The organism is Sinomicrobium weinanense (assembly GCF_018863395.1).
Taxonomy (GTDB): Bacteria; Bacteroidota; Bacteroidia; order Flavobacteriales; family Flavobacteriaceae; genus Sinomicrobium; species Sinomicrobium weinanense.
On the sequence record NZ_JAHKRR010000007.1, the window covers coordinates 34,889 to 60,348 of the forward strand.

At 46.1% G+C, this 25,460-nt stretch carries 20 protein-coding genes and 2 tRNA genes; 10 read left to right on the forward strand and 12 right to left on the reverse strand.

What is annotated here, in order from left to right; translation table 11 throughout:
• The first annotated feature begins 109 nt into the window (after positions 1-109).
• Together clpP and clpX are read left to right on the forward strand one after the other, a co-directional pair.
• Entirely contained in the window at positions 110-787 is a 678-nt protein-coding gene (gene clpP, locus KN811_RS16995; RefSeq protein WP_187964174.1) for an ATP-dependent Clp endopeptidase proteolytic subunit ClpP, read from the forward strand.
• Between the two features lie 95 nt (positions 788-882).
• Positions 883-2,115: an ATP-dependent Clp protease ATP-binding subunit ClpX gene (gene clpX, locus KN811_RS17000; protein ID WP_187964173.1), complete on the forward strand. Its 1,233-nt coding sequence runs from the start codon at positions 883-885 to the stop codon at positions 2,113-2,115.
• A 186-nt stretch (positions 2,116-2,301) separates the two neighbouring features.
• On the opposite strand, the gene KN811_RS17005 is transcribed toward clpX, so the two are convergent.
• Complete coding sequence (locus tag KN811_RS17005; RefSeq protein ID WP_187964172.1) at positions 2,302-3,858, reverse strand: GH3 auxin-responsive promoter family protein; 1,557 nt, start codon at positions 3,856-3,858, stop codon at positions 2,302-2,304.
• Positions 3,859-3,926: 68 nt separating this feature from the next.
• Here KN811_RS17005 and KN811_RS17010 point away from each other — a divergent pair, with 68 nt between their 5' ends.
• Positions 3,927-4,721, forward strand: coding sequence for a DUF2797 domain-containing protein (locus KN811_RS17010; protein ID WP_187964171.1), 795 nt, complete (start codon positions 3,927-3,929; stop codon positions 4,719-4,721).
• Positions 4,722-4,906: 185 nt separating this feature from the next.
• Here the strand turns inward: KN811_RS17010 and KN811_RS17015 are convergent, their stop codons facing one another.
• The 4 genes from KN811_RS17015 to KN811_RS17030 all read right to left on the reverse strand — a co-directional run bounded on the left by KN811_RS17015 (position 4,907) and on the right by KN811_RS17030 (position 8,355).
• The gene (locus KN811_RS17015; RefSeq protein WP_187964170.1) at positions 4,907-5,638 is read right to left on the reverse strand and encodes a LytR/AlgR family response regulator transcription factor; all 732 of its coding nucleotides are present in this window, start codon (positions 5,636-5,638) and stop codon (positions 4,907-4,909) included.
• 74 nt (positions 5,639-5,712) lie between these two features.
• Entirely contained in the window at positions 5,713-6,969 is a 1,257-nt protein-coding gene (locus KN811_RS17020; protein WP_247716535.1) for a sensor histidine kinase, read from the reverse strand.
• A gap of 8 nt (positions 6,970-6,977) precedes the next feature.
• Positions 6,978-7,313, reverse strand: coding sequence for a DUF4907 domain-containing protein (locus KN811_RS17025; protein WP_187964169.1), 336 nt, complete (start codon positions 7,311-7,313; stop codon positions 6,978-6,980).
• A gap of 34 nt (positions 7,314-7,347) precedes the next feature.
• Positions 7,348-8,355, reverse strand: coding sequence for a Kelch repeat-containing protein (locus tag KN811_RS17030; RefSeq protein WP_247716536.1), 1,008 nt, complete (start codon positions 8,353-8,355; stop codon positions 7,348-7,350).
• Between the two features lie 248 nt (positions 8,356-8,603).
• On the opposite strand from KN811_RS17030, the gene KN811_RS17035 reads away from it, so the two are divergent.
• Both KN811_RS17035 and bamG read left to right on the forward strand, forming a co-directional pair.
• On the forward strand, positions 8,604-9,938 hold the full coding sequence (locus KN811_RS17035; RefSeq protein ID WP_187964168.1) for a DUF4270 family protein: 1,335 nt from the start codon (positions 8,604-8,606) through the stop codon (positions 9,936-9,938).
• Between the two features lie 78 nt (positions 9,939-10,016).
• Positions 10,017-11,261: a BamG family beta-barrel-assembly machinery protein gene (bamG, locus tag KN811_RS17040; protein WP_187964167.1), complete on the forward strand. Its 1,245-nt coding sequence runs from the start codon at positions 10,017-10,019 to the stop codon at positions 11,259-11,261.
• 130 nt (positions 11,262-11,391) lie between these two features.
• Here bamG and KN811_RS17045 read toward each other — a convergent pair whose 3' ends face one another.
• The 3 genes from KN811_RS17045 to sppA all read right to left on the reverse strand — a co-directional run bounded on the left by KN811_RS17045 (position 11,392) and on the right by sppA (position 16,824).
• Complete coding sequence (locus KN811_RS17045; RefSeq protein ID WP_187964166.1) at positions 11,392-14,034, reverse strand: AsmA-like C-terminal region-containing protein; 2,643 nt, start codon at positions 14,032-14,034, stop codon at positions 11,392-11,394.
• 218 nt (positions 14,035-14,252) lie between these two features.
• Positions 14,253-14,954: a queuosine precursor transporter gene (locus KN811_RS17050; protein WP_187964165.1), complete on the reverse strand. Its 702-nt coding sequence runs from the start codon at positions 14,952-14,954 to the stop codon at positions 14,253-14,255.
• 106 nt (positions 14,955-15,060) lie between these two features.
• Positions 15,061-16,824, reverse strand: a complete 1,764-nt coding sequence (sppA, locus tag KN811_RS17055) for a signal peptide peptidase SppA (RefSeq protein WP_187964164.1) — start codon at positions 16,822-16,824, stop codon at positions 15,061-15,063.
• Between the two features lie 356 nt (positions 16,825-17,180).
• Here sppA and folK point away from each other — a divergent pair, with 356 nt between their 5' ends.
• A complete protein-coding gene (gene folK, locus KN811_RS17060; RefSeq protein WP_187964163.1) occupies positions 17,181-18,323 on the forward strand; it encodes a 2-amino-4-hydroxy-6-hydroxymethyldihydropteridine diphosphokinase in 1,143 nt (380 codons plus the stop codon).
• A 264-nt stretch (positions 18,324-18,587) separates the two neighbouring features.
• Here folK and KN811_RS17065 read toward each other — a convergent pair whose 3' ends face one another.
• Together KN811_RS17065 and KN811_RS17070 are read right to left on the reverse strand one after the other, a co-directional pair.
• Complete coding sequence (locus KN811_RS17065) at positions 18,588-18,971, reverse strand: DUF3037 domain-containing protein (RefSeq protein WP_187964162.1); 384 nt, start codon at positions 18,969-18,971, stop codon at positions 18,588-18,590.
• Complete coding sequence (locus tag KN811_RS17070) at positions 18,949-19,731, reverse strand: HipA family kinase (RefSeq protein WP_425596710.1); 783 nt, start codon at positions 19,729-19,731, stop codon at positions 18,949-18,951. Before KN811_RS17070 ends, KN811_RS17065 begins: the two co-directional genes overlap by 23 nt.
• A 124-nt stretch (positions 19,732-19,855) precedes the next feature.
• Here KN811_RS17070 and KN811_RS17075 point away from each other — a divergent pair, with 124 nt between their 5' ends.
• Complete coding sequence (locus KN811_RS17075) at positions 19,856-20,599, forward strand: hypothetical protein (protein ID WP_187964160.1); 744 nt, start codon at positions 19,856-19,858, stop codon at positions 20,597-20,599.
• An 86-nt stretch (positions 20,600-20,685) separates the two neighbouring features.
• Here KN811_RS17075 and KN811_RS17080 read toward each other — a convergent pair whose 3' ends face one another.
• Positions 20,686-21,261: a pentapeptide repeat-containing protein gene (locus KN811_RS17080; RefSeq protein WP_187964159.1), complete on the reverse strand. Its 576-nt coding sequence runs from the start codon at positions 21,259-21,261 to the stop codon at positions 20,686-20,688.
• A complete protein-coding gene (locus KN811_RS17085; protein ID WP_187964158.1) occupies positions 21,258-21,797 on the reverse strand; it encodes an RNA methyltransferase in 540 nt (179 codons plus the stop codon). Before KN811_RS17085 ends, KN811_RS17080 begins: the two co-directional genes overlap by 4 nt.
• Positions 21,798-22,160: 363 nt before the next feature.
• Here KN811_RS17085 and mutS point away from each other — a divergent pair, with 363 nt between their 5' ends.
• From mutS to KN811_RS17100, 3 genes are all read left to right on the forward strand, one after another.
• Positions 22,161-24,731 (forward strand): DNA mismatch repair protein MutS, encoded by a 2,571-nt coding sequence (gene mutS / locus KN811_RS17090; RefSeq protein WP_187964188.1) that lies wholly within the window; start codon positions 22,161-22,163, stop codon positions 24,729-24,731.
• Between the two features lie 171 nt (positions 24,732-24,902).
• Positions 24,903-24,975: transfer RNA gene (locus tag KN811_RS17095), tRNA-Gly, on the forward strand.
• Between the two features lie 100 nt (positions 24,976-25,075).
• Positions 25,076-25,161: transfer RNA gene (locus KN811_RS17100), tRNA-Leu, on the forward strand.
• Positions 25,162-25,460 lie beyond the last annotated feature (299 nt).

Consider the following 25,460-nt stretch of genomic DNA (forward strand, 5'->3'; position numbering starts at 1 on the left):
GAATACCGAACACCGATCATCAAAGTCCGGAAAGACAAATAAAATAACTATATTTAAGGCGTTAAATTGTACGGATTTAACGCCTTATTATATAAAAAACAAAACGACTATGGATTACAACAAGGAATTTAAAAAATACGCCATACAACACCACGGAGTGAACAGCATGTATTACGACAAGATCGTAAGCCGGATGGCTCCTCCGGTAGGTATGACGCCGAATATCATCGAAGAGCGCCAGATGAACGCCGTGGCCATGGATGTCTTTTCCCGCCTTATGATGGACCGGATCATATTCCTCGGCACACCGGTAGACGATCAGATCGCCAACATTATCCAGGCACAGTTATTGTTCCTTTCCAGTGTAGATTCTTCCAAAGACATTGAAATATACATCAATTCTCCCGGAGGAAGTGTTTATGCCGGGTTGGGTATCTACGATACTATGCAGTTCATAAAACCCGATGTAGCCACGATCTGTACAGGCATGGCCGCCTCCATGGCTGCCGTATTGCTCTGTGCCGGAGAAAAAGGAAAAAGAAGCGGCCTTACCCACTCCAGGGTGATGATCCACCAGCCCCTCGGAGGTGCACAGGGACAGGCCAGTGACATAGAGATCACGGCCAGGGAGATCCTGAAACTCAAAGATGAACTGTACAAGATCATCGCCAGTCATTCCGGACAACCTTACAAAAAAGTCAACGAGGACAGTGACAGGGATTACTGGATGAAAGCCGAGGAAGCCAAAGAATACGGCATGATCGATGAAATATTGGTAAGAAGTTAAAGGTTGCAAGTTGTAGGTTATAGGTTACAAGTTAAAGGTTAAAAATACAACCTGCAACTTGTAACCTGCAACCTGATACCACAAACTACATTATTATGGCAAAAGAAGAATTAGAATGCTCGTTTTGCGGAAGGAAAAAACCGGAGACCAATTTACTGATCGCCGGTCTGGATGCGCATATATGCGACAGGTGTATAGAACAGGCCCATAGCATTGTACTGGAAGAGATCAAGCAATCCCAGACGGAAGAACTCTCTGCCGAGTTGATACTGAAAAAACCCCATGAGATCAAATCCTTTCTGGATCAGTATATCATAGGGCAGGATGTTACCAAAAAGGTAATGTCCGTCGCGGTCTATAACCATTACAAAAGGCTGCTGCAACCCGTTACCAAAGACGATATTGAGATCCAGAAGAGCAATATCATCATGGTAGGGCAAACAGGTACCGGAAAGACCCTGATGGCCAGAACGATCGCCAAAATGCTCAATGTGCCCCTGGCCATTGTAGATGCTACGGTACTTACCGAGGCCGGATATGTGGGAGAAGATGTGGAAAGCATCCTCACCCGCCTGTTACAGGCCGCCGATTACAATCTCGAAAAAGCAGAAAGAGGCATTGTCTTTATCGATGAGATCGACAAGATCGCCCGGAAAAGCGACAATCCTTCCATCACCAGGGACGTCTCCGGAGAAGGTGTGCAGCAGGCATTGTTAAAACTGCTGGAAGGAACCACTGTGAACGTTCCGCCCAAGGGAGGAAGAAAACACCCGGACCAGAAGTTCATCGAAGTGAATACGGAGAACATCCTGTTCATCGCAGGAGGTGCGTTTGACGGTATTGAAAAAGTCATTACCAAGCGCCTCAATATGCAAGCCATTGGATATAACGCTTCCAGGGAAGAGGAGGTCATCGATGAAGAAAACCTGCTTCAGTATATCATACCGAAAGACCTTAAAGAGTTCGGGCTCATCCCCGAGATCATCGGAAGGCTGCCCGTGCTCACCCACATGAATCCGCTGGATGCCGAGGTACTGAGGGCCATTCTCACCGAGCCGAAGAATGCTATCATAAAGCAATACAGCAAGCTCTTTGACATGGACGATATTACCCTGGATATCACAGACAATGCTCTGGATTTTATCGTGGAGAAGGCCATGGAATACAAACTCGGGGCCAGAGGACTGCGATCGCTTTGCGAAACCATCCTTACCGATGCCATGTTCGACCTACCCAGTTCCGATGAAAAAACATTGGAAGTAGACCGCGAATACGTCAGGGAAAAACTGGCAAAAGCGAAGGTAAGCAAATTAAAAGCAGCTTCTTAAGCACTTAAACTTTCAACATATATAAGAAGAGGCGGCCTTTTAAAAAATATTTTCGTCACCCTGAACTTGTTTCAGGGTCTCATCTCAATGGTCAGATCAGCAGGATGGGATTCTGAAACAAGTTCAGAATGACGGTTTTTCAAATTTTTTAAAAGGCCGCCTCTTATTTTTCTTTCCCTCTACACCCTAAACGTTAATACTGTCCCCTTCCGAAGCAGGCTGAGACCATGCACCATTCATCCCCAGCATTTCCTCCAGGTAATTCCTTTGGTTAGACAGCCGTGGCACCTTATGCTGCCCGCCCAGCTTGTTATAGGTCTTGAGCCAGTCGTAGAACAGCCCCTTCCGGGCGATATTTATCCTGGGCATATTGAGTGTCATATTGTTGTATCGCTTGGCTTCGTAATCTGAATTCAGCGACTTCAATCCTTCGTCCAGCAGTTTTATAAAATGGTCTATATTTTCAGGATGTTTGCGAAATTCGATGAGCCATTCGTGCCCTCCTTTTTCCTTTCCGTTCATAAATATCGGAGCCACGGTATAGTCTACGATCTCACAACCGGATTCCTCACACGCCTTTTTAAGGGCCTCCTCCGTGTTTTCTATGATAAGCTCCTCTCCGAAGACATTGATAAAATGCTTTGTACGCCCGGTTACCTTGATCCGGTAGGGTGAAGTACTGGTAAACCGCACCGTATCTCCTATAAGATATCTCCACAATCCGGCATTGGTCGTGATAACGATGGCATAGTTCTTACCGGTCTCCACTCCCCACAAGGGCACGACCTCCTGACGGTCTGTCCCGAAGGTATCCATCGGGATAAACTCGTAGAATATACCATAATCCAGCATCAGCAGCAGCTCGTCAGAATTATTCCGGTCCTGGATAGCAAAGAAACCTTCCGAAGCGTTGTATATTTCGTAATATTTGAAGCTGTCCCTCGGAAACAGTCTTTTATACTGGTCGCGATAGGGATTGAAATTCACACCACCGTGAAAATACACCTCGAGATTGTCCCACACTTCAAACAGGTTTTCCTTACCTGTCTTTTCCAGTACCCGGTTAAGCAAGACCAGCATCCAGGAAGGTACCCCGGCCAGGCTGGTAACATTTTCCTCTATCGTTTCATTGATAATCGCTTCCAGCTTGGTCTCCCATTCGTCCATCAGGGAGATCCTGTTGCTGGGCGTACTGCTCATTTCGGCCCAGAACGGAAGGTTATCGATAATGATTGCAGACAGGTCACCAAAAAAAGTGTTGTTGTCCTCGTACAGGGATTTGCTTCCTCCAAGCCTCAGGCTCTTGCCTGTAAAGAGTTTGGAGTCTTCGTTATTGTTAAAATACAACGATAACATATCCTTTCCGGCCTTGAAATGGCAATCTTCCAGGGATTCCGTGCTCACGGGGATAAACTTGCTCTTGGCATTGGTAGTACCACTGCTCTTGGCAAACCATTTTATGGGGGTAGGCCAGAACACATTGGGTTCCCCCCTCCTGGAACGTTCTATGTAAGGTTCTATGTCCTCGTACTTGCTTATAGGGACATTCTCCTTAAAACGTTCGTAGTTGGTCATGCCCTCAAACCCGTATTTCTTACCTATATCCGTGTTCCTGGCAGTAATGAGCAGTTGATTTAACAGTTCTACCTGGACCTCTTCCGGGTATTTCAGGAAAAGTTCCATTTGGTAAAACCGTTTTTTCAGCCACCAGGAAGCTATGGAATTAAACAGCGGAATCGGCATTTTTTGTGTATTTTTACAGTCCTTATTCTAAATTGGTTGGCAATAAAAATACTAAAAAACTTTAGACCATGTACCAAGGTGCCCTTATAAAAATGAAGACGGAATATACCGCTCCTATCAATTATTACCTGGTGTTCAGGAATGATTTTATCCATATGAACCAGCTCCTGGACCGGGAGATCAAACTGTCTTTTGTTTCTTACGAGTGCCTTAACTGCCATCTCGACAAGCCCATTTACCGGCAGGGGTTCTGCAAAAGCTGCTTTTTTGAAACAGCATCTGCCGGAGAATGGATCATCCGTCCCGAATTGAGCAAAGCACACCTGGATGAGGAAGACCGGGACTTGGCCTTTGAAAAGGAAATGCAATTACAGCCGCACATCGTGTACCTGGCCCTTTCAAGTGATGTAAAGGTCGGAGTTACCCGTAAAGCCCAGGTTCCCACACGGTGGATAGACCAGGGAGCACACCAGGCCATAGAAGTGGTGGAGGTTCCCAACCGCTACCTTGCCGGGATCACTGAAGTAGCCCTGAAAGAGCATATGACCGACAAGACCAACTGGCGTAAAATGCTCACCAATGAGCTTATAGAGGCCGACCTTGTCGCTGAAAAAGACCAACTGGACGATTTTATCCCCGAAGAAGTAAAACCCTATTACCTGGATACCAATCAAAAGATCTATGACCTCGAATATCCCGTACTGCAATACCCGAAAAAGGTAAAGAGCCTTAACCTGGACAAAACCCCTGAATACAGTGGAGTCCTGAAAGGAATAAAAGGGCAATACCTCATTTTCGAAGACAATACCGTGTTTAATGTAAGGGGAAGTGAAGGGTATGTGGTTAACCTGGCTGTTAACTGAGTATCGGCTTCGGAAGTGTGAATACCCCTCTGCCTTTACTTCGGCTATGCTCAGCAACCGCGGCATCTCCCCCAGAGGGGAGAGAAAATTACCAGATGCTTGGCAACAAGAGTTGTTAATAAATCAAAAACTTGTACTGAACCCGCCTGCACTGAGCTTGCCGAAGTGTCGAAACATCGTAAATCCTAAAGCCCCAATCGTTCCATAAACTCTGCTTTATAGCTCTCCCCGATTGGGATGCGGATATCTTCTATAACCACCTTGTTTTTCTGGATAGATTTTATATACCCTATATTGATAACGAACGACTTGTGAACACGTAAAAACTGCCCTTCCGGCACTTTTTCCATAAAATCCTTAAAACTCAGGAGGGTGAGTATGGGTTTATTGGTGCCGGTTATATGAATTTTAAGGTAATCCTTCAGCCCCTGAACATAGGTAATATCATCTATGTTGATCCTTACGTTTTCGTAATCGGCTTTGACAAAGATATATCCCGACTGTGTATCCAGTATTCCTCCGGAAGGCGATATGTGTAGTTTCATTTCCATGTTTTTTTCTTTATAACTCATCAGTTCTTTGGCCCGGACCACTGCTTTTACAAAACGGTGATACGGTATGGGTTTTACCAGGTAATCCACGGCGTTGAGCTCAAATCCTTCTATGGCATACTGGGCATATGCCGTAGTAAAAATAAAAAGCGGCCTGTTGTCCATGGAATGAATAAATTCTATGCCGCTGATCTGTGGCATTTCTATATCAGAAAAGATCAGGTCCACCTCCTTTTCCTTGATCACAGCAATGGCATCGAGGGCATTGGTGTAGGTCCCCACGACCTCCAGAAACTGTATTTTTTCGCAATACCCCTTGAGCACATCAATGGCCAGGGGTTCGTCGTCGATAATTACACATTTCATTCATTCTTTTTTATCGTTAGAATCAGGTCAGTACTTATCCCCGTATCATCGGGATGGAGTGCCCGGTGATCATTTTACCCGGCATGAAAACTTATACTTTCGGCCGTTTCATGGCCGGTAAATTTTAAAGTCAGGCTCACCGTAAAATGTTCCCCATCATCCTCTATATCCAGTTTATGGGAATCCGGATACAGCAGTTCGAGCCTGTTTTTGATGTTTTGCAGGCCTACCCCGGAACTTTCACTGTCCTTTTTATGCCTCCCGATAATATTTTTTATATAGAAATGGATGGAGTCTTCTTTTATGGTAATCACAGTCCTCACCACGGTTTTTCCGGTATAATCGGTGCCGTATTTGAACGCGTTTTCTATAAATGAAATAAACAACAGGGGCTGTATCTTCTTATCTTTTTCATCCCCGTAGATATTAAGTGTTACCTGCTCGCCATTGGACAATCGCAAACGCTGCAGTTTTATATAGTTCTTGATATATTCCAATTCTCTGGCCAGGGGAACATATTCCCGGTTAGCTTCATACAGCATATACCGCATAAGGTCTGAAAGCGTGATAACAGCTTCCGGAGTGTCGTTGGATTTCTTTACCGACAGGGAGTATATACTGTTGAGCGAATTGAACAGGAAATGCGGGTTTAGCTGCGCTTTCAGGAATTGCAGTTCTGAAGTGATCTTTTCGGACTGCACCTGGTTCCGGATAGCCTCTCCCCTTTTCCATTCCATATAGATCTTTATCGCCGCTCCTATAACAAAGTACATCCCTAACACACCCGCAGCTCTCAGAGACATGATAAAACGCATCTTCCAGGTATTAAATTCCGGAGGGATCTGTATTTCCACATTTTCCGCTCCGTGCCTTAAAAACCTGCGCCTTATCATAAAGGGTGGCCCCGGCATTATGTCTTCTCCTTTATGGGTACGGGCATATATGGAATCTGTTTCCATCGGAACAGTAACTTCCGGAGCCAACGAGTCGTTTTTTATCATTGCGGGTGTGGCAGACACCACTACCGCTCCCGGAGGCGGGGAATCTAGCCGGATGATAAAGGTGCTGAAAACAATGATCACCAAAGAGATCAACACATATTTCGGCAATTTCTTCTTTAGCAGGAACCTGGGCACCAGGAATGCATAATTGAAATAGAACAGCCCTATATTCAGTAAGGTCCTGTAAAGCGATCGATACAATATTTCCTTGGGGATATATCTTATTTCGGAATACACCTGGTAATTGAGTACCATAAAGAAAAACAGCCATATACTAATATGCATGGCTATTTCTTTCAGCACTTTTCTGTTTAAGATAGCGACGCCCATTTTCCCTTTTATTCAGCTAAATCTAAGCATTTTATCTGTACGTGAAGCGCTTTTAACTCTTCCTTAGTAATTGCAGGGTGTTCATTTCTAAGCATTTTCCGTTTGACGAGAGCAGCTACCGCCTTTGCATCATCATAAGAACAGAAAGGGGATATTTGCTGTATGGAAGGGATCATATCCTGGCGGATAAGTACCTTGCTATCATTTTTTACCAGATAGCCGTAACCTCCCGGGACTTCATAAACTTCTACGGTGATCCCCTCTTTTTTTCCGGGGTATAACAAGACCATTCCCGCAATACCGATCGCCAGGATAATCCCTGGTATTAAAATGCTCTTTCTCATGCTTTCTCATTTCATTAACCTAGCAATATACGGATCAATCATCTTCGTCATATTCTTCCCAGGGAAAGAACTCTTTCATATCGTCGAGGTACAGGTTTCCGGAACGCCCCAGTCCTACAAAGGCCTTCGAACCGTTGGAAAAGACCACCGGATTCTCCCGTGAAGTGCCTTCAAAAGCGGTTTTTCGTTCCCAGGCATCACGGGCCGGGTCATATTCCCAAACCGAAGTCAGTGCCCCTGAAGCCGTACCACAGGCTATATAGCCATAGCTACCGACGGAAAAGCCTACCGCATTACTCCTCACTATACTGTAATCGTCCTCTTCATCCAGGTTGAGAAGTTTGCTCCAGCCTTCTGTTTCGGGATCAAAAACCCAGAAATCTTTCACATAAACCCCGTTAGACACTCCTGTCCCCATATACACCTTCCCATCGATCGTAAAGCTGACAGCCCCTCTTCTCTTGTCTCCGCCAAAACCGAACAATTCTGTCCAGGTATCGGCAGAAGGGTCGTACTTCCAGAAATCTTTTCTGTCATTGTCCCCGTCGGTACCCGTGCCAAAGTAACCATAACCGTTGGCCGAAAAGGCCACGGCCTCCCTTCTCGGGTTTTCCGGAAAATCGGCAATGGCCGCCCAACTGTTGCCCGTAGGGTTATAGGCATAGAAATCGCCGAGTTCGTCAACTCCGTCATACCCGGAGCCCAGATAGCCTTTTCCGTCTATCGCAAAAGCTACGGCAGCACTTCTGGCCGTACCCGGAAAGTCCGCTTTCTGCACCCAGTAATCCCCTTCCATATCGTATTCCCAGAAGTCTGCACGATAGTCCTCACCGTCATACCCCGTTCCGGTATATCCCTTATTTCCGATGGAGAAATAGGCAGAACTGCTTCTCGGTTTCCCGTCAAATACCGAACGGACCATCCAGTTCCCCATATCTTCATCGTCATCGCTGCCGGAACAGCTCGCCAGAAAGAGCGGGAAAAACAGCAACAGGATACTATACAAGACAAAATACAAATCTCTTTTTGTAGTTCTTTTCATTTGATATATGGTTTAAAATTATGTTTGGGCCCCAACTTTTACACAAATCTAAACAGGGGGTACGCCAGGCAAAAACAGAATAGATAAACCTGTTGTATTCCTATACAAAAAGGTAGATTTTACAGACCAAACCCCATAAGCGGAACTAATAGATCAATAGGCGGTATTGGTATAGGTACGGCCGGAGATCGTCGATTTTCATTTTTCCAACGTTAGCATCCCCATATTTTTGCCCAAAACCAAATGACATGCGATACCTGTTATTTCCCTGTCTGTTATTACTCACAGGGGCTTGTGGCGACAATCTTTACGACACCGATTTTGAAGCCGGTGAAGATTTTACCGATAGTAATGTACGTGTATTGTCCATAGATACGCTTACCGTGGAAATGTCCACAATTAAATTCGACAGTCTCATCACTTCCGGTGCCACAAGGATACTGGTGGGGCAGTATATGGACACTGTATTCGGAAAAACCACTGCATCGAGTTATTTTGAATTGCTCCCGGACAGCTATAATGTGGACAATAACGGGGTTTACGACAGTATTTCCCTGTTCCTCGGGTATGACCAGTATTACTACAACGACACCCTGCGCACCTCTTCCATTCACGTTAAAAGGCTGACCTCCCGGGTCAAACCCGTCGATGGAGATTCTTTCTACAACACCCAGTCCATCGCCCATGAAACGGAAAGCCTCGGGCAGCTTTCTTTCATTCCCAGGCCACTCGGAGGCACGGATTCCGTGGAAATAGAGCTCAACGACGATTTTGGCCGGGAACTGTTTGAACGTATCCAGCAAAAGAACATCACCACAAACGACCAGCTACGGGAATACTTCAAAGGATTTACCCTGCAACCGGGAGACCATGACAACGGAGCGGTCGTAGGCTATACCACATCACCGGACCAGAGTTTTCTCAGGGTATACTATTCTACTCACGAAACGGAGGAGCCCACCGTGCAACACCTGGACTTTGCCATCACTACCGAAAGCAGTCCGCCTACTTTTTTTAACCGCATTGCGGCCGAAGACAGTGAAACACCGTTCCATGCACTTACTGATAAAAAAGTAGTGCTACCCAGTACAGAAACCGGCCACAGAACCTATATTCAATCGGGAACCGGGATCACAACAAGAATACGGTTCCCTTCCGTAAAAACCCTTTACGACATTGAAGGGACGGGAACAGTACTCAATGCCACCCTGAAGATAAAGCCTACAAATTGGTATTACGACAAAAACCTGCCCCTAAAGGACACCCTTAACCTTTACCTGGTAGATCAGAACAACGATATTACCGAACAGCTCACAAATATGGACCCATCGACTCCCCTGGCACTAAAGGCAGTACTGAACAGGGAAAACCAGGAGTTCGGCAAATTGTATTTTGAAGTTCCCCTGGGTACTTATATAGAGCGTCTTTTCACAGCCACGCGGGAAGACCGGAGCGCCCTGGTCCTTCTCCCTTCCGAATACAGTTCTACCGTGGACCGCATGGTACTCAACGGGGAGAACAATGCAGATTACAGGGCCACCCTGGAAGTTACTTATGCCGTTTATGACGAAGATGATGATTAGTTCTGTATAAAACAGAACGCTAAGACCTAAAACAATATGAGTTAGATAAGCCAAGAGCGTCAAAACAATACCATTTTTATGAAGAAACTACTATTTCCCGTTTGCTTTTCCCTGTGGTTCGGTCTATCCGCAAACGCGCAATCCGAAGGGCTTACCGGATCGCCCTATTCCATGTACGGACTGGGGACAACCAACCAGCTAAGCCTCGGGAAGTCTAACGCCCTGGGCAGGAGCGGTATTGCCCTGCCGGGAAATACTGAAATAAACAACCAGAACCCCGCATCATATGCTTCCGTTTTTGACAAATCATTTCTTTTTGATGTGGGGTTTCAATCAGAATACAATCACTATTCGAACAAGATAAGTGACGAAAGTAAATGGAGCTTTAACTTTTCGAATCTCGCTTTTGCTTTTTCCCTTTCCAAAAGGTCCGGTATAGGGCTTACCCTTATTCCGTATACCAATGTGGGATATACCCTGCTCGGCGTCTCCTCCAATATCGAAGGTTCTGACGAGCAGTTTAAAAGCACCATCACCGGGGTGGGAGGGCTTAATGCCCTAAGGATCAATTACGGTTACCGGCTCTCCGATAAGATCAGGCTCGGGGTCAGTGCTTCCTATCTGTTCGGGAGCATTGAGGAAAATGAGTTCTTTTCCATCGGCAGCAGTTACTTTGAGATGAACGAAGATACTTTTTACAACGGTTTTCGCCCCGGCCTCGGCTTGCAGTACGATATAACAAAAAACTTTTCCGCAGGGGCCACGGTGCAATTTCCGGTATCCTTACAGGGAAACATGGACAGGACAGTAACCAAGACGCTGGACGGGGCCAGTGTTATTGTAGAGGACCAGGAAGGGGACGATGTTCCCGATTTTAAGCTCCCCACAGAAGCAGGCATCGGTATTTATTTTTCCCCTTTCAAAGGTTTTTCCGTAAATGCCGATTACAGGAGAAATTTCTGGAGTGCCACGGAGCAGACGGATAATATCGGCAAATACAAGGACCAGGATATTTTTGGCATAGGGGTGGAATACCTCAAAGATGCCCGGGGGCTGGAATACACCGACCGCATCCGTTACCGGGCCGGTTTTACCGCAAACAATGGCTACCTTTCCATCAATAACAAAAAGGTAGGCGGATATGCCATTACAGCCGGACTGGGGCTCCCCATAAATCCCAATACACATTCCATGCTTAACATTTCCTATTCCTACGGACAGAAAGGGCAGTTATCCAATATTCTCGTTAAAGAGAACTATCATTTTATTACCCTGAACGTCAGCCTGGAGGATTTGTGGTTTATCAAAAGGAAATACGATTAGGAGAGTACAGAGTACAGAGTATTAAGTATCAAGTATTAAGTACCAAGCACAAGATCAGAAATATTTTAAAACCTTCATGTTCCAAACTTTATACTTGGTACTTAATACTTTGTACTTAGTACTTTATATTTTAATTCGTCGTGTCTTTTTTCTTTTTCCCGAAAAGTCCCTGCAAAACATCTTTGGCTGCTTCTTTTACGGCTTCCTGTTTCTTTGTTTTTGTGGTATCTGTTGCAGTCGTATCTTTATTTTTTCCGCTGCCGAGAAGATTTCCCAGCGCATCCTTGCCTTTACCAACCAGCTTGTCTTTTTGTTTGGCTACCAGCTGCTGTGTAAGGCCCGCTACGGCCGATTTCATATCGGTGGAGACGGACGGATTCGTATAGGTCCCTCCTATCGTCGCCTTTACCGGGACGGTCATCTCTTCCTGTTCCTGCTCATTGAGCTGTGCCAGAAGATTGTTGGCTTCCTTGCCCAGGTATTTGGCAGGTACATTAAAAGTAGCAGTATAACCGAGAGTCTTGTCAAAACCGTGACTTCCGGCCACTTCGATGTCTATGTCCTGGTATTTGATATGAAAAGGTTTTACATTGACCTTTCCGTCCTCAAAAGACAGGGCTGCCTTGATATCTTTGAGATCCAGTTTATCGGTATCCAGAAAATTGAGATTCCCGGCCAGCCCGCTGAGGAGCTTAGAATTTTTGGAATCTATCCCCGAAGTGAGCACTTCGGCAAGAGCATTCCCGGTAACGGACAACAATACCGGGGTAAGGTCGTCTTTCAGGTTTCCGGAAAGGGAGAGATCTGTATTGAGCTTACCCTGTAATATCCCGGCAATGGGTGTCAGCGCTTTCAGCATATCCAGCCCCTTAAAAGACTCAGCTATATCAAAATTCTGAATGTCCATGTTCATCTTAAAGGTAGGGGTTTCCTCTTTGGTAGATACATCTCCGTTAATGGCGAGCTGCCCGTTGAATACATCCGATCTCAGGTCCTTGAGGGTCGCTGTTTCGTCTTTGATGATCAGGATACCCTTTACGTTCTTCAGTTTCAGGTTATCATAGATCACCGTATTGGCCGAGGCATTGACTGTACAATCCAGGAACGAAGGTATTTTTATTTTTTCTCCGGCCCCTCCGCTGCTCTTTTCTCCTTCTCCTCCTTCTTTGTCCTCTGCGATACTTTCTCCTTCCTCCGCATCATCTACCATAAAGTCATTAAGGGCAAAGGTATTGGACGACAGGTTAAAATTCCCTTCTATATTTTCCTTGTTAAACATAAAGCCCATAAGGTTGTTTATCGTACCGGATGCGTTCAGGTCGGTCTGCCCGGTTTTCGCTTCAAACTTGTTAAGGTTTACTTTGGTGGGATTAAAGGTAACATTGGCCTTGCTAATGCTTACAGGGTTGGCCATTTCTTCCGACGCATAGGTAAACCCGGTGAGGTCCAGCGTTCCGGAATTTTTAGTGTTTCCGTATTTTTTGTTTTCTATGGAGGCCATGTCAAAAGCCGTGGTAATATCGGCTACGAGGATACCGCTGAGCTCCTCTTCCATCGGAAAAGGATATGCCTGTGACAGGTTGGCCAGGTTGAGCTTTCCGTCTACCCTTGCATTGACGTGCATGTTTTCGGTAACATTGTTAAGCCGTGCCCGGGCATTAAAGACATCCTGATCTATGCGGAAAGACAGTTTTTCGATTTCTACATAAGTGTCTTTGGCCAGGCCTGTCTTGTTTACCAGTTCAGTCGCCAGTCTGATATCGCTCACCGATTTGGGCAGGTCGGGATATTTGAAGGAGGCATTGTCGGAACGAATTTTTATGTCAAAGGCCGGGATATGCGTATCGTCTATAATTCCGTTTACTTTTCCTTTTACCTCAAAATTACCTGTGGTCTCTACATTCTCAATATCACTGGCATACGCTTCCGGGATCACGGCCAGGAAATTCCTGAAATCGGAAGAAGGAGTGTTGAAGGTAACATCCACTTCCTGGTTGTTTTCATTGATCTGTACATACCCGTCAAACACCAGGGGAAGCTGGTTAAACAGCAGTGTATTGTCCAGGAAAGTATAACGGTTGTTCTCCAGGTCTATACCGAGCACTGCATCCAGGCTGACCTTATTCCGCTTTACATAAGCGGTACTGTCCATCACAAAAGATACCAGCGCATCGGTCTGGGTCTCCAGCTCTGATTTGTTCAGGGAAAGGTCCCCGCTGCCGGAGTGGTTGAGTTCTTCCAGTACAAATTGCATCTTGCCTTCTTCGTCGAGATAGGAGATACGACTGTCCGTGATCTCATAATGCTGTACGGAAAAGCTGAAATCTTCGCCTTCCGCTTCCTCTGCCCCGGTTTCCCCGGTCTCTTCGCTTTCTTTGGCGATATCGTAATTGGCTTGTCCTTCACTGTTTACCAGAACATTGACATTGGCCTTGTTAACAGCAAAACTGCTTATTTCCATGCCGCTGCCCTTGAAGAGTTCACTGATCCCCATTTTCACAGATACTTTATCGGCATAAAAAAGGGTATCACCTTCAAAAGGGGCCCTGTTTATGACCGAGATCTCGTTCAGGGATACTTTTGCCTTCGGAAATCCCGACAGGAGGCTGATATCCACATCGGCAAAATCCACTTTGGCATTTACATTTTCATTGATACTTTCTTTGACCAAAGCGGTTATCTTGTCCTTGAACAACAGCGGTGTTACCGCCAATAAGACGATGATCATTCCGAGGGTTATTCCCGCTATTTTTATTCCTTTTTTGACTTTCATTGCTTTATTGACTTTTTTTATTAACGTTTTGCCATACCTGCGTATTTTTTCGGGCTGACAAAGTTAAAAGATTGACTGGAGATTGATCCGGCTACGCTCTAAGATTGAATGAGATTGAAATGCTTCAAATCAATCTCCCGGGCTACCGGGATTCAATCTTTGTTCAATCTTACAAACCCATTACTTTTTGGCACCTTACTATACATAGATACGTATGGTTACGGCAATTGGATCTCTTCTCCTTTTTCCAGGTGAAACCGCTTTCGGATAAGGTATACAAAAAAATATAAAAACGGTGTATCGAGCAAGGCTATTAACATTTTAAAAAGGACTCCTCCTATCAGCAAGCCGGTAAAACGCTCCCATGGGATGATCTCAAAAGAACACAGCAATAACAGCACGGTCATCATGTCTATGAACTGGGAGAAAAAGGTAGAAAAATTATTCCGGAGCCACAGATGTCTGCCTTTGGTATAGTTCTTCCAGAAGTGATAGATATGTATATCGATATACTGAGCTGCCAGATAGGCCAGCATGGAAGCCAGCACGGCCAGCACCGTACGGCCGAAAACCGTGCGGAAGAGCTCGTCTCCTATGGGAGACCAATCGGTAGCAGGTGCTGCCGCAGAAACGTAAATGATAAGGAGGGAAAAGAAAGAAGCGAAGATCCCTGCGGTAACGACCTGGTTCGCTTTTTTCTTCCCGAAAACCTCGGAGATCAGGTCGGTGATCAGAAAAGTGACGGGATAGGGCAATATTCCTACGGAGATCTCAAAGATCCTTTCGCCGAAAACAGTAATCTCTCCGAAAGGATACCAATAAAAGAACTTCTGAAAAATAAGGTTAGAAACCACCAGGGAGGTGATAAACAATGCGGCGAGATATAAGTATAACTGGTATGCGGCTTTCTGTTTCTGCATTAAATTCTGATCATGTGGTAATTTGATAATGAGTTAGGCCTTATCCGTCGAAGGCTGGAGTTCCGGAGTTCTTTCTAACCGGAAACCCGAATACCCGCACACCCGTTTACCGGACGATCAACTCAAACGGAAGCCTGGCCTGGACCCCTTTTTGTTGTGACAATACTTTTATTTTTTGCAATATCCGGTAGGCTTCCTCGCCTATTTCTTCTTTGAGCATATGCTCTTTACTCTGCCTTACGGAAACCCCGATGAACTTGTCTACGATCTCGTCCATGCTCGTAGTGTATACAGGATAATTCTCCACGGTATATTCTTTTGCTCCGACAGTTTCGGCAGCATATTTTACTGCATCTCCGAGCCCCCCTATTTCATCGACAAGGCCGATCTCGAGTGCTTCCCGGCCGCTCCATACCCGGCCCTGGGCTATACTGTCGACTTCATCCACGTCCATCTCCCGGCCTTTGGCAACATGGCCTATAAATGTATTGTAAATGTTTTCTATCCCTTCTTTGGTCACTTCCCGGTATTCATCGGACAAAGGTTCAAAGACGCTATATCCCTGCGCCTGTTTATTGGTCACTACCTGTTCTGCATTAATACCCCAGCGGTCAGCGAGCTGTTTAAAATTGGGCAGCATGCCAAAGACCCCGATAGACCCGGTGATGGTATTGGGTTCGGCAAATATTCTGTCGGCCCCGGCAGCGATGTAATACCCGCCTGAAGCTGCCAGGTTGCCCATAGAAACGACCACGGGTTTTTCTTTTTTGGTGATCTCCACTTCCCTCCAGATAATATCGGAAGCCAGTGCACTTCCACCGGGTGAGTTGATACGGAGCACAATAGCCCTGACCTTATCGTCTTCCCTGGCTTCTTTCAGGGCTTTGGTGATAATGCCTTGCCCTACATAGTCCTTATTCCCTTCTCCATAGACGATATCCCCTTCGGCATAGATCACAGCTATGCGGTTTTTCCCCGCCTTTTTATTCTTCCTGGCCACGTGCTCTGCATATTCCTCGGTTCTGATATACTTTAATTCTTCATCTTCTGCCAGGCCGCCGGCTTTTTTCAGGGAGGTTTCGTATTCGTCAACATAGGCTATCCGGTCCACCAGCCGGGCTTCCAGTGCTTTTGGAGGGGTCCTGGCCTCCAGGTTGTCTGCGATGACATTGAGGGCATCGGCCTGTACGCCCCTGTTCGCGGCAATATCCTCCAGCATGGTGCCCCATACCGAATGTAGCAGTTCCGAGATCTGCTCCCTGTTCTCAGGGCTCATTTTATTGTCCAGAAAAGGCTCTACGGCACTTTTGTATTTGCCGTGGCGTATCACCTCGAACTTTACTCCCGATTTTTCCTGCAGGTCCTTAAAGAACAACACTTCTGAAGCGAGCCCCTTAAAGTCTATATCTCCCACGGGATTTACAAAGACCGAATCCGCAACGGAAGCCAGGTAGTAATTCTTTTGTGAATAAAAGTCCCCGTAGGCATACACGAATTTTCCGGATGTCTTAAAGTCCTGTATAGCCTCCCTTATCGCCCTGACCTGGGCCATACCTGCGGGAAGGTAATTGCTCCTGATGCTTATCCCTTTGATATTGTCGTCGGTCTTTGCCTTTTTTATGGCCTCCAGTATATGGTTCAGGCCGTCATATTTTTCAAATTTTATCCCGAAATCGGTAAAATCAAATCTTCCGCCATAGTCCTTGAGCGGTTCGTCAATCCTTATTTCCAGGATCGAATTGCTGGATACGGTTATGGTTTTCTCCTGACTGCCGGCCAGCGCTACAAAAATAAGCAGCATAAAAAACAAGACACCGAAAGCGACGAGGCACCCCAGAATGGATGCCAGTAAATTTCTTAAAAACTTCATTCCTTAAACTATATTAATTGCGGGTAAAAAGCTCACTGTTATACTACATTTCCACAATGATCCACAAAGATAATCTTTTCGATTTACGATTTACGATTTTTGATTTTTGATTTATTCGGTCCCTGAGCGAAGCCGAAGGGTGATTTTTGATTTATTCGGCCCCTGAGCGAAGCCGAAGGGTGATTTTTGATTTATTCGGTCCCTGGGCCCTTCGGTAAATACTATACTGAGCATGTCGAAATATCGAAGTACTCAGGATAAACTTAAGCCGAAGGACAATCTTTAATTTCACTTCCCGGTTCCCGAGCGCAGCCGAGGGATTAGATTTATTGAGTTTGTTTTATTTATTTTGCACAATGAAACGCGCATATCTGTCCATAGGGAGCAATCTCGGAAACAAAATACAAAACCTACAAAACGCCATAAGCCGCCTGGAGAAAGACAACCGCCTGAAAGTGGTGTCCTGTTCGAAGGTATATCAAACCCCTGCATGGGGATTTACGGGCGACGATTTTCTCAATGCATGTATTGCGACAGAGACCACCTTTGAGCCGCTCGATCTGCTCTACCATATCCTGGAAACAGAAAAATCTCTCGGCAGGGTCAGGACCGAAGAAAAAGGATATCAGCCCCGGACCGTTGACATCGACATTTTGTTCTATGAAGACGAAATCATAAAATCGGACGAACTAATGGTCCCGCATCCCCGGATACCCAACCGGAGATTTGTATTGCAACCGCTTTCGGACATAGCTCCCGGTAAAGTTCACCCGGAACTGCAAAAAACCGTTACCCAGCTCCTGGAGGAGTGCGCGGACAACAGTGATATTTCCGTCACCGGCCACAAGCTGCAGACCCAAAGAGAAAATCCTTTTTCTTCCCTCAATTATATTGCCATAGAAGGCAATATCGGTTCGGGAAAAACGACTTTGGCCACCAAAATAGCGGAAGATTTCAACGGTAAACTGATCCTGGAACGCTTTGCAGACAATCCTTTTCTGCCAAAATTCTATAAAGACCAGAGCAGGTATGCCTTTTCGCTGGAAATGTCTTTCCTGGCCGACCGCTATCAGCAGTTTACCGACGATACTTCCCAACCGGACCTCTTTAAGAATTTTATGGTGAGCGATTACGATATATTCAAATCGCTGATATTTGCCAAAGTTACCCTGGGAGAAGATGAGTTCCGGCTCTACCGGAAACTGTTCGACATTGTGTACAAGGAGGTGATAAAACCCGATATTTACATTTACCTCTATCAAAATACGGAAAAACTACTGCAGAATATCAAAAAGAGGGGGAGAAAATACGAACAGGATATCCCGTATGATTATCTGGAAAAGATCAACAAGGGGTATTTCGATTTTATCAAAACGCACCAGTATCAAAACGTATTTATCCTGGATATTTCAGACCTGGATTTCGTTCAAAACAAGAACGACTACGAAACGATTATCGATAAAATACACGGTTTTAAGGACGAAGTGCAGCAATTATAATTTTTTTAACTTTTTCCTGTGTAGTTTAAAAAGGTTCCTTTAAATTAGTGACGTTAATAACGCTAACTAACTAACTTTTTTCATAATCCAACCCCCGGGATTCAAGCAATTGAATCCCTTTTTTTATGCTTTATTATTTCGAAACTGTCTAAACGGTTGAAGAAGATTGTCTCCCGACTTCAGTTTGTCCTGAACTCAAACCGAATCGTTTAAAAATCAATCCCCATCAATCTAATTCAATTTTTTTTACCCGGTATCTTCAGGTCACAGCACCAGTTCCCGGAACAGCTTTTGAAGGGTTTCTTCAGGATCGGAACTAAAACCGGGATGCGGCCTTGACGTTTGTATCACAGAGCTCCGTACCGCCGTAAGCCACCGGAAACGGGAAGGGAGGTCGAGCCGGGCTATAGGCCCGCCGTCTTCACAGCCACGGCTTATCTTATCAAAGGATGCCAGGTTTTCTTTCAGCTGTTCCCTGTCTGTTTCACAACCAAAAGCCTTCAGCTTTTCTTCATCGATATGGTACAGGGTTTGCAGGAAAGCGGTTTCTTTACAAAAAAGAACAACCCCCACATTGAGGAATTCCTCACGTTCTACCCGGGGCACCAGCCTTATCACCGCATATTCATACAACAGTTTCTCTCGCATGCTTCGCTTCGTTTAAAAAGATTTCGGAATTGGCCAGGCGTGTAGTCAGAAAATTAAAATAGACCTGCCTGAGCTGATCCGGTGTTTCGTTTACCTGTTCCCAGTTCAGCCATTCATCGGGAATAAGGCTTACGATCTCTTTCAACACCTCATCCGTCAGGATCTCCCGGAACGAACGGTCCGCTTCATCCAGCATATCGGCCTGTGGCAACAGTACGTGATCTTTAATATAACTGAATGGGGTTTTGGCCTGCTTTTCCCAATTATTCCAGGAGTGGTGAAAATAGAATGAGGCCCCGTTATCGATAAGCCACACTTCCTTGTTCCAATAGAGCATATTGGTGTTCCGGAACGTCCGGTCTATATTGGTAATATAAGCATCCAGCCACACTATTTCAGAGGCGAGTTCCTCGTTCACATCTACGGCTACCGGGTCGAAATTGATGGCCCCGGAAAGGAAATGCATCCCCAGATTCAGCCCCTGGCTGGCCCGGAGCAGGTCCTGGATCTCTTCGTCCCCTTCGGTTCGGCCAAAGGCTTCGTCGAGTTCGGCATATACGAGTTCCGGGATCTTCAGTCCCAGTTTCTTCGCTATTGCACCCCCGAGCAGTTCCGCGATCAACGCCTTGACACCATGTCCGGCACCCTTGAACTTCACCACATATTTAAAACCGTCGTCGGCATCGGCCACCGCAGGCAGGGAACCGCCTTCCCGCAGGGGTGTGATGTACCGGGTTACGGTTACTTTTCTGATTTCCAAAGGGGTCATCCGTTTTGATTTTCTCTGACAAATATAGGGTATTCTTCACGAGTTTAACAGGTTGCTTTTTTCGTGATGACTGAAAAACACGTATCTTTATACATCATCCCAAATATCTGGAATTATGAGACATACATGGATTTTACTGTTTTCTCTTTTTTTCTTTGCCACCACAACTGCACAGGATGTGGAAGGTGCATGGAAACTAACCCACAAAAACGGTACGGAGGTACAGGACACGGAATACATTAAAATATACCAGGACGGGTATTTTGCCTTTGGCGGTAAACGGCTGGAGGGCAACGAATTTACAGATACCGGCGGAGGGGAATATCACCTGGAGGGGAACCACTATGCGGAGATCCCGGATTTCTACACCTCAAACCCGGACAGGATCGGCAAAAAACTGGCGTATGCTGCGGATATCAACGGTGATCACATGACCATAAAGCGGAAAGACAACGGAGATACCGAAACATGGGCCCGTATCCCTAACCAAAAGAACGACCTTACAGGAAACTGGGTCATTACCGGAAGGGCCAATCCCGAAGGTGAAGTACACCAAATGACACCGGGAGACCGCAGGACCATTAAAATACTCAGCGGCGGAAGGTTTCAATGGGTGGCGTTCAACTCTGCAACCAAGGAATTCCACGGTACAGGAGGCGGAACCTATACAGCGGAAAATGGTAAATACACTGAAAATATCACCTTTTTCTCGCGTGATAACAACCGGGTAGGCGCATCACTGGGGTTCAACTACGAAGTGAAAGACGGCAAATGGCACCACAGCGGCAAGAGCTCGAAAGGGGATCCCATCTACGAGATATGGTCGAAATACAGTGAGGCCTATACCGGGGGAAAATAAGGTACCTGGAAGACTGATGGAAGATTGATCCGGCTACGCCGTAAGATTGAACGAGATTGAAATGTATAAGGCTCCTCCTTTTATATTTATTCCAGGACAAGCCCGTATTTTCCCAGCAGGCCGGATGCACCTTGCAGGGAGAACTTCGCTTTCCGGAGACGGTTTATTTCGGGATCGATGGAGAAGTTAAAGGCGGTCCTGAAATCGGCATTTTCCAATATCGTATTTTCAAAGACCGTCCCGGTGAGGTCGCAGTTTTCAAAAACCGAATCACTGAGGTCACACATCGTGAGATCCACACCTTCCAGCTTGCAATCCTTAAAGCGGATCGCTTTTAACTTTAATTGGTGGAATGACGAAAAATCAAGGCTGCAATTTTCAAAACGGAAAGCGAGTAAAATATCGTTACAACGGTCGAAAGGGATCCCCAGGAGTTTACAGTCCTTAAATTTAACATCCCGAAAACCTGTGTTTACGGTTTTTGTCATACTGAGGTCGCAATGAAGAAAATCACACTCGAAAAAATCGGTCCCTGACAGGTTTGCTCTTGCAAAACTACAACGGATGAATGTACAGTTATCGTATTCTCTTCCGGGCAGACCCTTTGCTGAAAAGTCCTCGCCTTCAAAAGTCTTGTCAAAAACCGGCCCGTTGTCTGTCATTTTTTTGCTGTTTGCATCTTGTTAAAAAAGTCCCACACCACTACCCCGGCGCTTACGGAAATGTTCAGCGAGTGCTTGGTGCCGTACTGGGGTATCTCCACGACCGTATCGCAGTCCGATACGACTTCCTGGGCCACTCCTTTGACCTCATTGCCAAAGATAAGGGCGTATTTTCTATCGGTCTCCACCCTGAAATCGTTGAGCATCTCCGCATTTTCAGCCTGTTCTATGGCTACGGTGACGACCCCTTTTTCTTTTAATTCCTTTATCAGGGCGTGAGTATCTTTTACATATTCCCAGTCCACACTTTCTGTCGCCCCAAGAGCTGTTTTGTGAATATCCTTATGGGGAGGAGTAGCCGTAATGCCGCACAGGTATATCTTTTCGACCAGAAAGGCATCTGCCGTACGGAATACCGAACCGATGTTGTTCAGGCTCCGGATATTGTCCAACACAATGATCAAAGGGGTTTTCTCCACTTTCCTGAACTCCTCTACCTGCAACCTTCCCAGTTCGTTGTTCTTCAGTTTTCGCATCCTGTTCTGTTTTGTACTTTACTGCAAGGAACAAAATTAAACTTTTACGATCCAATTCAAAGTCCGGAATCTTGTATCTTTTCCTGTGCACAAAAATTTCAAACGGATAAAATTATTCATAAATTCGCCCTTGTTAAGGTGACAGGAGAATGTGAGAATGTGAGAATGTGAGAGGGTATTCGGGGTTGAGAAATTGTTTCCCTGCCTCGCCCCTAACCTGGAACTTGTCCTTCGGCTTTAGTTTATCCTGAGTTTAACCGAAGGGCTCAGGAACCAAAAACCTGCAACCTTAAACTTTGAACTTTGAACATTAAACCATATACGACTTTGGCATCTACAAAAAGCAAGAAGGAAACGCCCTTAATGAAGCAGTACAACCAGATCAAGGCCAGGTATCCGGATGCCTTGCTCTTGTTCCGTGTGGGGGATTTTTACGAGACCTTTGGCGAAGATGCCGTAAAGACTGCGAAGATACTCGGTATTGTACTTACTCACCGGAACAACGGCGGCGACCGTACCGAGCTGGCCGGGTTTCCGCACCATTCCCTCAACACCTACCTGCCCAAGCTGGTAAAGGCCGGCGAGCGCGTAGCCATCTGTGATCAGCTCGAAGACCCCAAGCTCACCAAAAAGATCGTGAAGCGGGGGGTTACCGAACTTATTACTCCGGGGGTGGCCCTGAACGACGATATCCTCAATGCCAAGACCAATAATTTTCTCTGTGCCCTGCACTTTGGTAAAAAACAGTTCGGAATTGCCTTCCTCGACATTTCCACCGGGGAATTCCTGACCTCACAGGGAAATGCGGAATATGCAGACAAGCTCCTGCGGAACTTCAACCCCAGCGAAATCCTGATCTCCAAGAAAAACAAGCAGGATTTCCTGACCACTTTTGGCAATGACCTGCATACCTTTTTTACAGAGGACTGGATCTACCAGGAAGACTTTGCCCAGGAGACCCTGACCAATCATTTTAAGACCAACACCCTGAAAGGCTTCGGGATAGACCACCTGAGCGAAGGCATCATCGCCTCCGGCGCGGCCCTGCACTATCTCTCGGAGACCCAGCACAACCAATTACAGCACATCACTTCCGTAAACCGTATTGCGGAAAACGAATACGTATGGATGGACCGTTTTACCATCCGTAACCTGGAATTATACCATTCTACGGCAGCCAATGCAGTTACGCTGATCGATGTCATAGACAAGACCATCTCTCCCATGGGCGGCCGCATGCTGAAGCGCTGGCTGGCCCTTCCGCTGAAGAACGGGGAAAAAATAAAAAAGCGCCACGGGGTGGTCAGCTATTTCCTCCGGGAAGAACCTGTACTGCAAAAGACCCAGGAACACATTAAACAGATCGGAGATATTGAACGGCTTATTTCCAAAGTGGCTACCGGGAAGATCAATCCCCGGGAGGTCATACAGCTAAAAAACTCGCTAGAGGCTATCGTTCCTATAAAGTCACTGGCATCCGGCAGTGATGAAGCGGCCCTGAAAAATATAGGAGAGCAACTTCACCTTTGCGATACGCTGCGCTCAAAGATCAGGGAGACGCTTCACGAAGAGGCCCCGGTAAATATCCAGAAAGGCAATGCCATAGCCACAGGGTTTTCCAAAGAACTGGACGAACTGCGCAACCTGGCTTTTTCAGGAAAAGATTACCTGGACCAGATGCTGGAACGGGAATCGCAGCGAACAGGTATCCCCTCCCTGAAAATCGATTCCAACAACGTCTTCGGATATTATATCGAAGTCCGCAACGCACACAAAAACAAGGTCCCGGCCGAATGGACCCGGAAGCAGACCTTGGTCAATGCAGAGCGCTATATCACCGAGGAACTGAAAGAGTACGAAGCCAAAATACTGGGAGCCGAAGAAAAGATACTGCAACTGGAGCAACAACTCTTCGCACAACTGGTGGAATGGATGAAGCAATTCATTTCCCCGGTACAGGCCAATGCCACACTGGTGGCCCAACTCGATTGCCTGAGCGGTTTTGCACAGCTCGCCAGGGAAAATAATTATACACGCCCACAGATAGACGACTCTTTTGAACTGGAAATAAAAAACGGACGGCACCCGGTCATCGAAAAACAACTGCCCCTAGGCGAGGCCTACATTGCCAATGATATTTTCCTGGACCGGGATGCGCAACAGCTAATTATGATCACCGGCCCCAACATGAGTGGTAAATCGGCCATACTACGGCAAACGGCACTGATCGTCCTTCTCGCGCAGATGGGAAGTTTTGTCCCGGCAGACGAAGCCCGCACCGGGATCGTAGACAAGATCTTTACCCGTGTGGGAGCCAGCGACAATATTTCTATGGGCGAATCCACTTTTATGGTGGAAATGAACGAAACCGCCTCCATCCTGAACAACATTTCGGAGCGAAGCTTGGTACTGCTCGATGAGATAGGCCGGGGCACCAGCACCTACGACGGTATTTCCATAGCCTGGGCCATTTCGGAATACCTGCACGAGCATCCGGCACGGGCAAAAACGCTCTTTGCCACCCACTATCACGAACTCAACGAAATGACCGAGACCTTTACCCGTATAAAGAACTATAACGTTTCGGTAAAGGAGTTGAAAGACAAGGTATTGTTTTTGAGAAAACTGGTCCCCGGCGGCAGTGAGCACAGTTTCGGTATCCATGTGGCCAAAATGGCAGGCATGCCCCAACAGGTGATCCAGAAAGCCAACAAGATCCTGAAAAAACTGGAAAAGTCGCATTCGGCAGACGAACTCTCGGACAGCCTCAGATCCGCCCGGGACGATATGCAGTTGAGCTTTTTTAACCTGGACGATCCCCTGCTCGAAGATATTAAGGAGGAAATCCTCCACACGGATATCGACACCCTTACCCCGGTGGAAGCCCTGATGAAGCTGAACGAAATAAAACGCATGCTCACCAAACCCAAATAACACCGAATCCCGGAACGGAGATAATCATTTCGATTTCAGTGTATTCCGGGAATAACGGATGTTAGCAGGGCAAAAAAGCATTGTTTTTCATAAAAAATTCTTTGCCATTTATAGAAAAGCATTAAATTTGCATCCGCAATAAACCCTGGAAAGGGTACGTTCTTAACAAATGCGAAAATAGCTCAGTTGGTAGAGCGCCACCTTGCCAAGGTGGAGGTCGCGGGTTCGAATCCCGTTTTTCGCTCGATTTCGGCTCCAGTTTACCCTGAGCACGCCTGCGCTCAACGCAGTCGAAGTGTAAAAGGGCTCAATCACCGGAGTTCGTTGAAATATTTTAATTTCACGCTCGGGTGGTGGAATTGGTAGACACGTTGGACTTAAAATCCAATGAGCAGTAATGTTCGTGCGGGTTCAAGTCCCGCCCCGAGTACGAGAAGAGGTGCCTGTTTGGTGTCTCTTTTTTGTTTTAAGAATATTTCAATCTCTCCTTTCTCCCTGTTTTTCTATTTTCCTTTTAAATCTCCCTTGTTGTTAAAAATATTTAAATCAGAAAATTATTAAGGGAACATCCCAGCTTCCAATCCGGGCACATGTTAAAAGTGAACTGTTACCTGAAAGGTTTTAAGAACACTTCGTTATAACAAATTTTAAATGATTATTTTTGAAGATAAGACCCGGAAAACAGTTTTATTTTCCCCCTAAATACCAGAAATAAGATATCCGGGCGTC

What these genes read in the sequence shown, in the direction of transcription:
- clpP (WP_187964174.1), top strand. Translation starts at nt 110, where the DNA reads ATGGATTACAACAAGGAATTTAAAAAATACGCCATACAACACCACGGA.
- clpX (WP_187964173.1), top strand. Translation starts at nt 883, where the DNA reads ATGGCAAAAGAAGAATTAGAATGCTCGTTTTGCGGAAGGAAAAAACCG.
- KN811_RS17005 (WP_187964172.1), bottom strand. Translation starts at nt 3,858, where the DNA reads ATGCCGATTCCGCTGTTTAATTCCATAGCTTCCTGGTGGCTGAAAAAA.
- KN811_RS17010 (WP_187964171.1), top strand. Translation starts at nt 3,927, where the DNA reads ATGTACCAAGGTGCCCTTATAAAAATGAAGACGGAATATACCGCTCCT.
- KN811_RS17015 (WP_187964170.1), bottom strand. Translation starts at nt 5,638, where the DNA reads ATGAAATGTGTAATTATCGACGACGAACCCCTGGCCATTGATGTGCTC.
- KN811_RS17020 (WP_247716535.1), bottom strand. Translation starts at nt 6,969, where the DNA reads ATGGGCGTCGCTATCTTAAACAGAAAAGTGCTGAAAGAAATAGCCATG.
- KN811_RS17025 (WP_187964169.1), bottom strand. Translation starts at nt 7,313, where the DNA reads ATGAGAAAGAGCATTTTAATACCAGGGATTATCCTGGCGATCGGTATT.
- KN811_RS17030 (WP_247716536.1), bottom strand. Translation starts at nt 8,355, where the DNA reads ATGAAAAGAACTACAAAAAGAGATTTGTATTTTGTCTTGTATAGTATC.
- KN811_RS17035 (WP_187964168.1), top strand. Translation starts at nt 8,604, where the DNA reads ATGCGATACCTGTTATTTCCCTGTCTGTTATTACTCACAGGGGCTTGT.
- bamG (WP_187964167.1), top strand. Translation starts at nt 10,017, where the DNA reads ATGAAGAAACTACTATTTCCCGTTTGCTTTTCCCTGTGGTTCGGTCTA.
- KN811_RS17045 (WP_187964166.1), bottom strand. Translation starts at nt 14,034, where the DNA reads ATGAAAGTCAAAAAAGGAATAAAAATAGCGGGAATAACCCTCGGAATG.
- KN811_RS17050 (WP_187964165.1), bottom strand. Translation starts at nt 14,954, where the DNA reads ATGCAGAAACAGAAAGCCGCATACCAGTTATACTTATATCTCGCCGCA.
- sppA (WP_187964164.1), bottom strand. Translation starts at nt 16,824, where the DNA reads ATGAAGTTTTTAAGAAATTTACTGGCATCCATTCTGGGGTGCCTCGTC.
- folK (WP_187964163.1), top strand. Translation starts at nt 17,181, where the DNA reads ATGAAACGCGCATATCTGTCCATAGGGAGCAATCTCGGAAACAAAATA.
- KN811_RS17065 (WP_187964162.1), bottom strand. Translation starts at nt 18,971, where the DNA reads ATGCGAGAGAAACTGTTGTATGAATATGCGGTGATAAGGCTGGTGCCC.
- KN811_RS17075 (WP_187964160.1), top strand. Translation starts at nt 19,856, where the DNA reads ATGAGACATACATGGATTTTACTGTTTTCTCTTTTTTTCTTTGCCACC.
- KN811_RS17080 (WP_187964159.1), bottom strand. Translation starts at nt 21,261, where the DNA reads ATGACAGACAACGGGCCGGTTTTTGACAAGACTTTTGAAGGCGAGGAC.
- KN811_RS17085 (WP_187964158.1), bottom strand. Translation starts at nt 21,797, where the DNA reads ATGCGAAAACTGAAGAACAACGAACTGGGAAGGTTGCAGGTAGAGGAG.
- mutS (WP_187964188.1), top strand. Translation starts at nt 22,161, where the DNA reads ATGAAGCAGTACAACCAGATCAAGGCCAGGTATCCGGATGCCTTGCTC.